This window comes from Streptomyces gobitricini, assembly GCF_039532985.1.
GTDB classification, from domain to species: domain Bacteria; phylum Actinomycetota; class Actinomycetes; order Streptomycetales; family Streptomycetaceae; genus Streptomyces; species Streptomyces gobitricini.
Map to the genome: position 1 here is coordinate 160966 of NZ_BAAASR010000007.1, position 13008 is coordinate 173973.

At 65.2% G+C, this 13008-nt stretch carries 11 protein-coding genes and 1 pseudogene; 11 read left to right on the top strand and 1 reads right to left on the bottom strand.

The features are described 5' to 3' along the window. Positions 1-61 precede the first annotated feature (61 nt). On the top strand, positions 62-1342 hold the full coding sequence (locus ABD347_RS07950; protein WP_344358212.1) for a NucA/NucB deoxyribonuclease domain-containing protein: 1281 nt from the start codon (positions 62-64) through the stop codon (positions 1340-1342). Between the two features lie 14 nt (positions 1343-1356). After that, positions 1357-1881: a hypothetical protein gene (locus ABD347_RS07955; RefSeq protein WP_344358214.1), complete on the top strand. Its 525-nt coding sequence runs from the start codon at positions 1357-1359 to the stop codon at positions 1879-1881. 370 nt (positions 1882-2251) lie between these two features. On the opposite strand, the pseudogene ABD347_RS07960 reads toward ABD347_RS07955, so the two are convergent. Continuing rightward, positions 2252-3437, bottom strand: a pseudogene (locus ABD347_RS07960) (IS701 family transposase). Positions 3438-4372: 935 nt separating this feature from the next. On the opposite strand from ABD347_RS07960, the gene ABD347_RS30625 reads away from it, so the two are divergent. From ABD347_RS30625 to ABD347_RS30630, 9 genes are all read left to right on the top strand, one after another. Next, positions 4373-4885, top strand: coding sequence for a restriction endonuclease (locus tag ABD347_RS30625; protein WP_425575600.1), 513 nt, complete (start codon positions 4373-4375; stop codon positions 4883-4885). A 295-nt stretch (positions 4886-5180) separates the two neighbouring features. After that, entirely contained in the window at positions 5181-5585 is a 405-nt protein-coding gene (locus ABD347_RS07970; protein ID WP_344358215.1) for a DUF6507 family protein, read from the top strand. Next, positions 5582-6655 carry a hypothetical protein gene (locus ABD347_RS07975; RefSeq protein ID WP_344358217.1) on the top strand — a complete coding sequence of 358 codons (1074 nt, stop codon included), beginning with the start codon at positions 5582-5584 and terminating at the stop codon, positions 6653-6655. The genes ABD347_RS07970 and ABD347_RS07975 overlap by 4 nt, the downstream gene beginning before the upstream one ends. A 323-nt stretch (positions 6656-6978) precedes the next feature. After that, positions 6979-7386: a scabin-related ADP-ribosyltransferase gene (locus ABD347_RS07980; RefSeq protein ID WP_344358218.1), complete on the top strand. Its 408-nt coding sequence runs from the start codon at positions 6979-6981 to the stop codon at positions 7384-7386. Positions 7387-7790: 404 nt separating this feature from the next. Continuing rightward, entirely contained in the window at positions 7791-8357 is a 567-nt protein-coding gene (locus ABD347_RS07985; RefSeq protein WP_344358221.1) for a type VII secretion system-associated protein, read from the top strand. 122 nt (positions 8358-8479) lie between these two features. Then, positions 8480-9883, top strand: coding sequence for a DUF6177 family protein (locus ABD347_RS07990; RefSeq protein WP_344358224.1), 1404 nt, complete (start codon positions 8480-8482; stop codon positions 9881-9883). A 622-nt stretch (positions 9884-10505) separates the two neighbouring features. Continuing rightward, a complete protein-coding gene (locus ABD347_RS08000; RefSeq protein ID WP_344358226.1) occupies positions 10506-10799 on the top strand; it encodes a hypothetical protein in 294 nt (97 codons plus the stop codon). A 1210-nt stretch (positions 10800-12009) separates the two neighbouring features. Further along, entirely contained in the window at positions 12010-12585 is a 576-nt protein-coding gene (locus tag ABD347_RS08005) for a hypothetical protein (RefSeq protein WP_344358229.1), read from the top strand. A 196-nt stretch (positions 12586-12781) separates the two neighbouring features. Continuing rightward, positions 12782-12931, top strand: coding sequence for a DUF7691 family protein (locus ABD347_RS30630; RefSeq protein ID WP_425575603.1), 150 nt, complete (start codon positions 12782-12784; stop codon positions 12929-12931). Positions 12932-13008 lie beyond the last annotated feature (77 nt).

A 13008-nucleotide genomic window follows, 5' to 3' on the forward strand; every position in this document is an offset into this window, starting at 1 on the left:
GACAGGCCATCCCCTTGGCCCCATGCATAGACCACATCCACAGAAGGCTCAAGGAGCGACCTTGCCTGCCATCACGTCCGTGACCCGCTGGGCCCGCGGCACCGCAGCTGTCAGCCTCTTCACCGTGTTACTCATGCCGGCGGGTGCCACCGCCTACGCCGAGCCCGCACCTGCAAAAACTGATTCCGGCTCTCACTTCGTCGACGCGGCGACGGCGCACCCGGGGGATCTGCAGGACCTGCCCGACCCAGTCCCTCTGCGCACCTATCTGCAGCGCGACAAGGGCCATGCCCCAGACCTGCAAGCTCCGGCACAGCCTGCCGACGAACCGGATCTGCGCACGGAATGCGCCAAGCAGGAAGCGGCGGCCAAGACCAAGACCGGGTGGCTCAAGAGCCGCTTCGAGAGCTGCTACAAGCGTCACTACGACCTGGTCCTCCGCGACAGGAACAACAAGGAGAAGACCAGAGGGCGGCTCATCTTCGATTCATGGGTGCTGGGATTCGCCCATGACGGAACCAGGCAAGTCGACTTCGTCGCCAGCGTGGAGGACATCAAAGTAGCCACCGACGGCGACGAGGACGCCAAAGAGTGGCGTTTAGGACAGCACTTCAGCACCACTATCGACGCCAGCTCCAGCGACCCCGACGCGAAGCTGACGGAGCCCACCGTCACGAAGCGTGATGAGCTGCTTGGCGTCTGGGATCCGCGGCCCTCATGGACTCTCATCTACACCTCCCCGGACAAGGGGCCGCAGCACGCGCAGGGCAACATGCAGCGGGTCTTGGCTGTTCTCGACATGACGACCACCGTCAACTCACCCAACGTCGATCCCTACGTCGAAGTAGGAAGCTACATCAGCAACTTCCGCTTCGACTACGCCGGTTCCATAGCCGGAAAGCACAAGGGTGCCGTCTTCACGCAGGCACGTGTCGAGCTTGTGATGAGCCAGAAGGATCCAGCCGTCAATGAGAGTGCCCTGCACATCTACGACGCGCTCAAGCGCCCCGAACGTACTTTCCCGTCCTTCCTGGGGAAGTCTGTGCCAGGTGAGAAGGAGCCTCTCCATCGCCTCGTTGATGCCAAGAAGCAAGGAGATCAGCGAGAGAACTCCATCAAGGAGTGCAAGAAGATCTGGGGCGATTACTCCGGAACGCGACTCCAGTGTGACGAGTATCCCTTTGCCAGCACCCAGGAAGGGTCCTTGAAGGGAGACAAGCGCTTCTCTGTCCGGCTCATTGAAGGTGTAGACAACCGCACGGGCGGAGAGAGGCTCAACAACATGTATATAAATAACCGCATACTCGACGGTGACCCCTTCTATGTGAAGATCACCCCCTGACCAAGGAGGACCCCATGCAGCCTGTCGCCGAGTACAGCGTCACAGCCCGCCCTGACCGGTGCATTGTCGAGGTCTACGACGCTGACGCCTATCTCGGCGATGAGCAGGCCCTTAAGGCAGCAGAACAGCACGTGGTGGCCGGTAACGGCTACCACGTGTACCTCCTCTCCCTGCAGCCAGACATCCCCGTCAACGTCACCATCCGGCTCTGGGACGGCACACCACCCGCACCACCCGCCGATGCCGAAGGACAAGTAGCGGTCACGCTTGAGTCCGAGACAGGCATCCTGGTGGTCAACCAGCTCACTTTCGGACCCGCCGGAGAAGTTGTTCTACCCCAGCCTGGCGTATACACCGGCCACGCCTGGTGGGCTGGCAGGCAACCCGCCAAGGCACACTACGACCAGATCCTGCAACGCATCACCGACGACTGGACACCGGGCCAAATCACCGAGGCATGGGCAGAGTCGCCCATCCAGGAACGCTACGTACTCGACCTCGTCTACACAGGGCCGCCACTGAGCGACGAGGACGACTGATAACCGGGCCGCCGCCTGATCCACAGTCACAGCAGGCCGGGGGCCTACGGGCGTGATGTCGGCTGAGCCGCCGACCGCGGCCACCCCAGCTCGGCCGCGGTCCGCCGCCGTCGCGTCATAGTTCCAGCAGTGCTCTGGCCGTTGGGCTCGCGCAGTCATCGACCCGCCATGCAGAGCAGGCCGAGAAAAGGGTTTGTCGGGGCCTAGTACTGCAACGGTCTTTGCGGTGACGGGTTGGCAGGTCATGGGGGTGTGTGGCCGCGTCGTTTGTAGTGGCTGATTCGGGCTTGGTGTTGTCGTCTGCGTCGCCAGTTCGACCAGTGCAGGATGTGGTCGAGGGGTTCCGGCTGGCGGTGGGTGAGGCGGTGGATCAGGCGCCTGAGTTCCGCAAGGCTGAGGGGGACGAGGCCGGAGGATCCGTTTCTGCTTTCCCGGTGCCGATGTCGCGGGCCCGAAGGACGGTGAGGCAGGCGTGGGCGGCCATGGCCAGGGTCATGTGGCGGTGCCAGCCGGGATAGCGCCGGGACCTGGTAGTCGTCCAGCCCGCATTCCTGCTTCGCGGTCTGGAAACACTCCTCGACCGCCCAGCGGGCGCCGGCGACGCGGATCAGCTGGTCCAGCGTGGTGTCGGCGGGGCAGTAGGCGATGTAGTAGGAGATCTCCTCGGGCCGTCGGACACTGCGGCGGGCGATCACCCAGTGCCTGCGGTCCTCCTGGTGCCAGGGTCTGACCTCCACCCTGGCCCAGTCGAAGACGCGGGGGCCGTGAGAGCCGTCCCCGCAGGAACGGCGCTTCCACTTCTGCCTCGGCAGGCCGTGGAACAGGTCGTGGACAGGGTGGTCGATGGCCCAGCCGGTCACGACGGTGTCATGGCGGGTGGTGGCCACGACATGGAAGACATCCAATCGTTCCAGCTCGGTCCGCCAGCTTTTCGAGTAGCCGTAGCCGGCGTCCGCGGTTACCCACCCGAACGGGATTCTCTCCCCGATCGCGCGGCGGACCATCGCCCTGGCCATCGCGACCTTGGTCTCGAAGACGACCTCGTCGCCGATGCCGGCCAGTCGGCACCGTTCACGGTCATCGGTCCATGACACCGGCAGGTAGAGGCGCCGGTCGATGAGGGTGCGGCCGCGGCCGGTGGCATAGGCGAGGAAGACCTCGACCTGGCAGTTCTCCGTGCGCCCGGCCGTGCCGGAGTACTGACGCTGGACCCCGGCAGACCGGTCTCCCTTCTTCAGGAAGCCGGTGTCGTCCACGATCAGTACCGCATCCGGATCACCGAGATGCTCGATGACGTACTCACGCACGTCGTCCAGAACCTCGTCCGCATCCCAGTCAATCCGGTTCAGCAACCGGTGGATCCGGTCCGGGCCCGCATGCCCGGCCTCCTCCGCCAGCGTCCAGCCGTTCTTCCGCTCGAGCTGAGCGATCAGCCCTCGCATATAGGCAAGCGCCGACTCACGCGGCTCCGACCTGGCAAAACGGTGCACGAACCGCTCATGCAGAGCCTTCAGTTCACCCACCCACGACCGGACATCAACGAGTTCCCCACCCACGAGCAGATCAACGACCGACCTGCCAATCCGTCACCGCAAAGACCGTTGCAGTACTAGCCCGCTCCTGCCCGTAAGAACATGGTCGGCGAGGGCTGAGGTCGGCGAGAGGAACCACAACGCCCTCACGGAGGAATCCGCAGCAGTGGACCTCGGCCTCGGGGGCCATATGTCGAACAGCGGTTCTCGATCTCGCCGTTCATCGCGGCCGTAGGCAGCCTGATGCATGTTATTTCTGGCCACGAGCCAGCGCATCTGCGTCAACGACGATTGGCTTTTTCCGGCGTGAACCAGGGCTCAGGCCAGGTGAGCGGCGTGCAAAGGCACGGCATCGAACGCCGCGTGCGGGGATGTCTACTTCTCGCTCTGGACAGGACCTGGCTGCTGATCGTTCCGCTGGTTGTGTCAGTGCCCGCTGCTACACCCAAGGACAGGGAGCGAGCCGTACCCTGCGGCTCGCCTACTAAAAAGGGGAGGGCAAACATGGCGGGCAAGGTACCGGAGGGCTACGTCCGGGTTCGCAGCTATCTCAGGCGTAAGCCTGCTCCCGGCCGGAAGAAAATGAGCGGCTGGAGCATCGCTGCGATCGTCGCCGGCGTCTGGCTGTGGGGACAGGTCGTCGGGTTCGGTGAGGCCACTGATACCCCGGCAAACTCGCCGGCGCCGTCCCTCTCACAGCCGGCGTCACGCTGATGGCGAGGTGGCGGCCCAGGCCGCGCATGCCCCGGGATGCGGGGGAGTGGGCCGCGGCCGCGGTCGTCGCCGTGGCCACAGCGGGGCTGCTCGTGAAGACCGCTGCCGCCGTCTGGACGGCCGCCGTCCAGGCCTGGCCGGCCCTCGCCCTGATCGCCGGCGCAGCTGTGGTCTTTGCGGGTGGCCGGGCGGTGGGCTCGGCACGGGCCGCCCGTGCACGTGCTGCGAGTCTGGCACGTCTACGCTTGACTCTCGCCGAGGTCGACGCGCTGAGCGACGTTCAGTTCGAGTTCGCGCTCAGGGACCTGCTGATACGGGATGGCTGGACGGCCCGCCGGGTCGGCCAGCAGGGAGATCAGGCCGCCGACGTCATCGGCCAGCACCCCCAGTACGGTCGGATCGTCATCCAGGCCAAGCACACCAAGGTGGGGGCCAAGGTCGGCTCGCACGTCATGTACCAGGTCAAGGGCACCGCCGGCCCCGTCCACGGAGCGAACATCGCCGTCGTGGTCACCAACGGTGGCTTCACACGGGACGCCAAGCACTGGGGAGACCAGCACCACGTGCACTGGATCGACCGCGACCGGCTGCACACCTGGGCACAGTCGGGAACCCCTCTGCGTGACCTGCTGCGTCTTCACCCTCGCAGGAGCCGGTCACCACACCTGCGAGTCACCCGCGCGTTCGGCCGGAACACCTCACGAGTCAAGGAGACGCAGGGGGCTTCGGGTTCCGCCCCTTCGGCGCTGGGGCCGTAGGCTGGCCTGCCGAGCCGTTCTCTGGTCAGCACAGATCCGCCCACATTCGCGTATGCGGCCGTTCGCGCAGTGGTCCGCTCACCCCTGCCGCCCGCCCGGTGGAGCAGCTCCGTCCCGGGCTGCTCGCAAGCCCTGCGCACGAAGAAAGGCCGTCTTGCCAGGGCCTGGTGTCTCGTGGCTGGAAGCCGACCCCTTCACCCGGAGTCCGCCGAATGAAGATCCTATTGTCAGTGGTGTGGGTGATACTGGGACAGGTCGCGAAGACGTATTTGCGGAGTGATACACGGGGGTTGTCGTGACGGGGTGGGACATAGAGCCGTCGGGAGTGCAGTCGGTGATCTCTCAGGTGAGGGAGGCCGCTGAGGGCATGAACGCGGGGATCAAGCTGTATGGGGCGTCTGTTCAAGGGGCCATGGCGTCGGTCGGCACGCTGGCGATCGGCGGGGACAGCGGTGGCCGTGGGGCCGGGGCGGCGGGGCTGGTGGCGGTTGCCCTGGGGGAGTTCGTTGAGGGGACGGAGAGGGACGCGGTGTCGTTGTCGCTGCGTGCCAGCAGGTCGGCGAATGGTGCCATCGAGGCGACCAATGCGTACCTCGCGGGGAGTCTGGAGCAGGCGTGGAACGCGCAGCGGCAGGCGACGTTGCCGCCTGATGTGACGGCGTTCCTCGAAGCTACTCGCAAGGGGGCGGGCGAGAAGTGATCAGCCCGGAGAAGATACCCACCTTCACCGGCGACTTTGGGGAGTTGCAGCGGGACATCACCGCGCTGCGGCAGGCGGCGAGGGCCATCAGGGAGAACGGCAGCGACGTCCACACCCGCTTTCAGCACCTGAGCGTCTCGTACAAGGCTCCCGAGGCCGGGCAGCTCTTCGGCACCACGCAGGCCGTGCAGGACACGTCGGGCTCCTTCGCCGGTCGGCTGGAGACGGTGGCTGGCGCCCTGGAGACGTACGCGGTCGAGGTCGTCGAGATCATCAAGCAGCTCGAGATGCTGCGCTGGCAGGCCGGCCGGTTCGTGGAGTCGGTCGAGGACGACGACGGCCCGCTGGGGAACTGGCGCAAGGACGCGGAGAAGGTCGCCGAGCACCAGGCGCTGTGGGACGGGGTGAACGCCGCGGTCGCCGCCTTCCAGCAAGCGGAGGTGACCTGTGCCGACAAGATCACTGCCCTGGTGGGCGGCACCCAGTGGCACATCAACGACGGCAGCGGCAAGCAGGAGAACCCCTACGGCTTCAGTGCCGAGCAGCTGTCCCAGGCCGAGTCCCTGCCTTGGGGCAGCCCGGAGGAACGCGAGGTCCTGCCGTTCGGGGTGGACCACCACCTGCGGGAGTTCGGGGTCAGTCTGTGGGACAACGCTTCCGGCACGGTGGAGGGACTGGTCGACCTCTTCAGCCCGGGCGAGGAGGGAGGCGCCGCCCGTGAGGGACTGCTCCGGGTGATCGTCGGCGCTGAGGCATACCTGGTCGACCCGCACGGCGACCGGAACCTCCCGCCGGTCATGAAGGAGTTCATGGACGACAGCAAGCCGTACGCCAAAGAGTTCGCCAAGTCGTTCGTCGCCTGGGACGACTGGTCCACCAACCCTGCCAAGGCAAGCGCCACGGTCATCTTCAACGGCTCGAGTTCCCCGACGGCTCCCAGCTGCGCATCCAGGACGGACAGTTCATCCCCGGCAAGAAGGGCGAACCCGACACCACCCCTGCGCGTCACGAACCGGCAGCCGCCGAACGCGCGCCCTCGATCGAGACACCCCGCCAGCCCGAGCTGGTAGGCGCGGGAGCCGTCACCCCCGATGCCACTGCCCATGCGGGGGAGTACGTGCCACCCAAGGCGAGCCACAGCGACACGGGCGTCGGCGGCACCGGTGCGTCGCAGATTCCGCATGAGGCGCCAGGGAAGGGCGGAGCAACTGGCGACGCCCAGCCCGGAACTGGGGCGCAGCACACAGATCCTGTCCAGCATCCCGGTGCGGGAGGCACAGGGAATGGCGGCAGCGACGGTCCCGACTCCTCTGCCGCCGCCGGGGCACCGGGTGACGAACCAGACCGTCTGGCCGTTGCAACCGACCGCAACATAGATCTGGACCAGCTGGGCGTGCCCGTCGTATGGCGGGAGGGCCATGAACCTCTCTACCGCAGTGACAACCGTCCCCCGGATTACGTATTCGAGAATGGATTCGAGCCGAGGGGCCCGTCGAACACGGACCTCACCCGGTACGTTGCGGAAGATGAGCCATCAGCCTTCGTCAGCACTTCCTACCGCGAAGACATTGGTGACGAGTTCGGCGGCAAGTTCACATATGCAGTCGGCGCGCCGGGCGGGATAGACGTGAATCGCACGCTTGGCGGTCATTCGCTATCGTATGAGGAAGAAGTAGCCTTCCCGGGCGGAATTCGCGCCGAGTACATCAAGGGGGCGTACTCTTACGATTACGGAACCGGAGAGCTAGGCGAATTCATCCCAAACCCCAACTATCTTCCCGAGGCTGAACGTGTCAAGTGAGAAAGAGATTCTTTATGACAAGGAGATCACTCTGGTCTCGGAGGTCGGAGAGGTTCCTGGTCGACTAGTGGCAGAATTCTCGGGAGCAGACTACACCGTACGTATCGCACATGGTTCGCATACCACAGCTCACACAGACTGGAACCTTTTTGCGGCGCTCTCGAAGGTCAGGCGAGACCTCGAGCCCCAGGGCGTGATGCCTGCGCTCGAAGGAGCGTGCCTGGACGTCTACCCCAGTAGGATGGCTCTTGAGATGGGCGGTGGGCGACGGGCCTACCGTTGGTCGCACAGTGGCCGGCCTGAGACGGTAGACATTTTTGCAAGCGTGCCCTCCAGAGATCGTTGGCGCCTCGCGAGCGTGAATGAGCAAGAGGCCGCAAACAAGCAACGTAGGGGGCGCAAAAATGGGTGACTTCCAGCCGGAGGTGCCGCCGGTTTCAGACGCGGTGCGAGCGCAGGCAGCTAAGACGCCAAACGCCTGGGTTTACGCAGTCGACCCTTACTTCGAACCGCTCGGCAAGGTCCCCCCGTACGGGGTGGTTGGGGCATGGCGAGTCGATAACCAGGGAAATGTTACGGACGAGTTCCGGCCTAACCCCAACTATCGTCCATCACCAAAGGCCCGAGGATTCAAAGCGCCTACAGATCCTTTGGATTCCGTTATCCAACTCGCCGCGAGTGGGTATGCCTCCGACTCCGATGTGCAGAGCGCCCTAGTGGATGCGGTCGTTTATGTGGTCCCGGGGATGAATGCGATGGTGGAGTCGCATGCTGAAGGTGACGACCGCTTGGTTGTACACATCTATTCGAGCCCCATGCACGCGCCAAGTTCGGTCCCAGAAGTGCAACGAGCACTGTTCCGTGCTCTACTTCCTGAACTTCCGGAGTGTGCCGTTCTTCAGCTGAATCCAGGTAGTTCCGTATCAGCTGAGGTGCCTCTCGCGGACATTCAGCGGGCACCAAGGCAGTGACGTCACCGGCTGTGCCTTAAGAAGCCGGTCACGGTCTTCGCCTCATGCAGTCGCTCGCCGAGCTAAACCGCCCACGCGTCGGATACGCCTCTAACCATTGACAGCTATGTGTGAGGAAGTGTGTGACAAAGGACGTCATCGCACTGACCCCGCAGATGCCGGACGCCCGCAGTGTGCTGGCCGCACTGTACGCCGGCGGTCCTGACCTGCGGGTGAGCAGCCGAGCCGAGGGGGCTGTCGTCCGCCTGCACGGGCACGATGGACACACCGTCGTGACGGTCGACGTGCCGCAGTTCGTACAAGTGCCGGGCGAAGTCCACCGGTTGCTTGGCACGAGTGCACAGACCGAGGCGCCAGTGTGGTGGACCGAGGTTCGGGCCACCACGGCGGTCGCGGAGGCCGGGAGGCTGGCCGGGTCGATGGCCGGACGCCTCACATCGCTGCTGGGCGGTTCCACCTGGCCGCCCACCGCCGCGCACACCAGTGTCGTCACCGTCCCGGCCGCTGGCGCCGCCGATCCCGTTGACGACCCGCTCCCGGTTGACATCCTCACGCCCCAGGCGGCGGTGATCCTGCAGGAGCGACCCTTCATCGCCGCGACCACCTGGCTCACCGACCTGATACAGCGCACCATCCCATCAGGACGTGAGTTGCATATAGTCACTCCGCCCAGCACCCGGCTGACCCTGCCAGCCCGCAGCCTGCTGACCATCGTCCCGGCCAGCTGGGTCGTACAGGACCCTGAGTGCGGCTACTACGACGGTCTCACCGGCGCCGTACTCCACTGGAACCAAGACCGCTTCACCCAGGTTCCTCAGCAGCACGGCCGTGCTCGCCTCGCCGAGGCCTTCCACGCCCGCACTGCCGTACAAGGCCACCAGCAGCTGCACCTCTCCATCCGGACCACCCACCCCGCCTCCGACGACCTGACCCTTGGCGGTGCCCTGGAAACCGCATGGCAGACCCTCACCGGCGCCCCGCCCGCCGGTTGGTCGTCCGCCGAACCAGTCGCCATGCCCTGGTCGCCCAGACAGCTCACCGTACTGGCGCGCGCCCGGGCCCAGAAGGGCGCCCCGACCTGGCTGGTCGCCGTAGGCACCCCCGACAGCCCGGCGATTGCCACCTGCCGCATCATCCACACCCGTGCCGGAGTCGAGGAGCACCTCACTCTCGCCACTGGCCATACCACCAACCAGCCCCCGCCCCTCGATACCCTCGCCGAACTCGCTGGAACCCTCGTCACACAGCACAACCTCACCTCGATGCTCACCCACCTGCGGACGGGCTGTGCCGACCTGACAACCCCGTCCCACCACGAGCCAGCGCCCATCCCGCTTTCTTTCACCCTGGGCTCCGACGCCGTACATGCTATCGGCCGCAACCACGCCGAGTCCTTCCAGTCACCCCGCCCGCAACGTCTAGGTCCGGCTGTGCGCCCAGCCCTGCACTACACCTTCGGCGATGGGGCCGACCTCACGACCTGGCGCCATCTCCACCGCCTCAACAACCACCTGAAGAACTTGTGAGAGCGGACAACGCCCCGCGGACGCGACATTCGGCACCCCGTACCACCTGCTGCACCAAGTCACGATCGCTCTCAAGCCGTATGACGGGCACTACCTTCACCGCCTCCCGATCAACGGCACCAAGCCGCTGCTGCCCACACCCAGCCTTGCTATCCGCCCAGCCTCGCTATCCCGCCCGGCACGCGCCCCCGAGATCGCCCCGCACCTAATGCTGCGGATCATGGAGCTGGTCGACCGTCACGGCGGCACACATCACGGCTACTTCCTGCCCGGCAGAGGGCGTCAGCGACAAGGCTCTCGCGCTGTTCAGCTTCCACAGCCTCGCCACCTACGAGGAATACCGGACCTTGCTCGGCCGGAATCCCGACTTCATCAACGCGGACCGCATCAGGGACGAAAGCGGCTGCGTACTGCGCTACGAACGAACGCACCTTCATGCGACCACTGCTCACCGATGCCCCCTAGTCTGACCAATCCGCGGCTCCTGTCACGGTTGGAGCATGACCACACGGCCCCCCCCGGCTACCTGGTTCGGCCCCTCACTTCGGGTGGGTGAGACAACCAGCTGTCGTGAGTGCCTCACTGGCCGGTGAATGACGTGTATCGGGGTAGGCGGGCCGGCATGGCATCGAAGATGGATCGCGTCATGTCCCTGCGGGTCGTGCGGCAGCTGCGCCGGGTCCGCGCCTTCTATGCGATGGGCGTCCTGCTGTGGGCAGCTGCGGCGGCCTGGGCGGGCTGGGAGGCTCCCGGGAGCCGCCGGATGTGGGTGTCTGTCCTCCTCCTGACCGTCTTCAGCGGTCTCCTGCTCACGGCCTCGGTGTGGCTGCGGCGCCTCGAGGCCGCAGGCGCGAGCAGGCCCGCCCACCATGCCTCATCACGAAAGGCGACCGCCCCCCGTCACGCACATGCCTGACCGGACGCCAGCCGGACGGCTGCCCAGCGGGTCAAGGGAGCTGCAAGCCGAGCCCGTGGCACCAGTGAGCACCGCTGCACGGTCGGGCTCCCAGGCCTCGATGGCCTTGCTGTACGCGTGCGCAGGGTCTGGGCCGCGCGCGTAGGCCGCTTGCCAGGCGGTGGCGAGGTGGTCTGCGGCCGACCCGGCGGCGGGCCCGGTCCCGCTCCTGCAACCTGTCCTCGGTTCGTTGACCTGATAGGCGGACCCGGCGCAGACGGCATGGGTCCTCCCGTTCCCTCGGATGGCCGTCGTAGTGGAGCGCGTCGTCGACCCACTTTTGGAGTGGCGCGTGCAGGTGCTCGGAGACGGTTGTCGAACGGACCGTCGTAGTCGGGGGCAGCAACGAGCACGGTGTGGACGGAGAAGCGCGGGCGGGGCCCGGTCGCCATGGTGGAACGAACGTGTCGGACGGCACGGAACATTCCAGTCGCGCACGATTCACTTCAGTACGCCCTTCAGTGCCGCACTGAAGATTTCGGTGCCGGCAGCTCGCGGGGGTGGGCCACCATCCGTCCCGCTGGATCGTTGATTGAGGCGTGACACCCTCGAGCCGCTGCCCTCCACGCCGCACCGCCCGGGCCGGACGCTCCGGCTCAGCTGAAGCAGCCTGCTCCCGCCAACCTTCCTTCGAGGCTGGAGGTCACCCAGAGACTCGCTGGTCGAGGTGCCGAGTGGGTGCAGCAGCGTAAAATAGAAAGGGACTTGAACCATCATCCGGAGGACATCATGGGACTTCGAGATGTGCTATTCGGCAAGAGAAATATTCCGCCACCGGAAGTCCATGCAGACCCCGTTACGCGAACACCGTGGGAGACAATTCCGGTTGCTCAACGAAGAGTCGCCAGGTCCCTCAAAGATCTATTCGGAACTCTTCGGGGCACCGGTTCCGGACGCATCAAAGTGTGCCCTGTATGTTCTCGCGCCATGGATCAGGAAGCCACACAGTGTCCGGCTGGGCATTATGTCGGATAGTGGTTGATCACTTCCCAGTTGAAGGTCGTCCGGCATGACCAGGCCTCGGATTTTCGCCACGCTTCTAGCGGCACTATTGCTCATTCTCCTCGGTACCGGGTGCCCCCGTGGCGGTGGCGGCACTGACGAGATGATAAACTCCTTGAAAAGTTTGACTGGACAGGCAGATCAAGCCGTTGGGCCCATCTCCCGCCCTATGGACAGCAGTGAGTTGTCCGCACTCAAAGCGCGACTGGACGAGAATTTGGCCCGCGTCCCGGACAATCTATCGAGCGAAGAGATGGCTGCAAGGGAGGCAGCTGAAGCCGCCCTGGATACGTTGGAGATCGCCATCAGTCAGGGGCAAAGACAGGCAGAAATACCTCAAACAGCTGCCATCCTGGCTGACAGCTCTCGGCCATTCGCCGTACCACCCGACGACACGGCTTGGGTAGAACTTAGCGAGAGCCTCAAGAAGAACGGTGCGGACTGTATTAAGCAGTTCGCTTGCGAACAAGCATGGAATGCTCTGGCGCCGGAGAAAAAGCAGGAGCTGAAGCCACCCACAAGCTTCTGGTTTGCTGATGCGTCAGCACAGAATGTCCAGAGGTATATCGACATCGTCTATGAAAACTGGAAGCTGACCGCTCTGGGGCAGTACATCTCCTGGGCCCAGTACAGCAAGGATCTCTTTGACAAGGCCACGGAGTTCGCTTCCCAGAGCCAGCTCACCGCACCTGCTCATGCATACGTCTACTACGCACGCTATTGCCTGACTCCGCCTATCCCCTGACGGAGGGCGAGACACAGCGCGAAACGTAGAACGACGAAAGCCCTGCCTCACCGAATGAGACAGGGCCTCGTGTGCGTGTCTCATCGTCCAGGCGCCGCCCCGTGTCCGCGTCCGTGCAGACGCCCACTCCGTTGCAGAGCCCGCCCCCGCGTTCGCCTGCGCGCGGCCGGCCCCGCCGAGGGGTCGCCTGTCTCAGCTGCCCGCCGCCCGTCCCCGCTCTGAGATCGGCTGCTGGCCCCTCGCGAAGGCCGGCCTCGCGGTGGAGGCGTACCGCGCGGTGCTGGACCGCGTCGACCCCGACCTCCGGTACGACCTCGGGGAGCTCATCGAGGCCCTCGACGGCTGAGCTTTGGAATGGAACAAGGGCGAGGGCGCCTGGTGGGCCGAAGGCGGCTCGTTCTTCTTCTCGATCACTGGCTGACC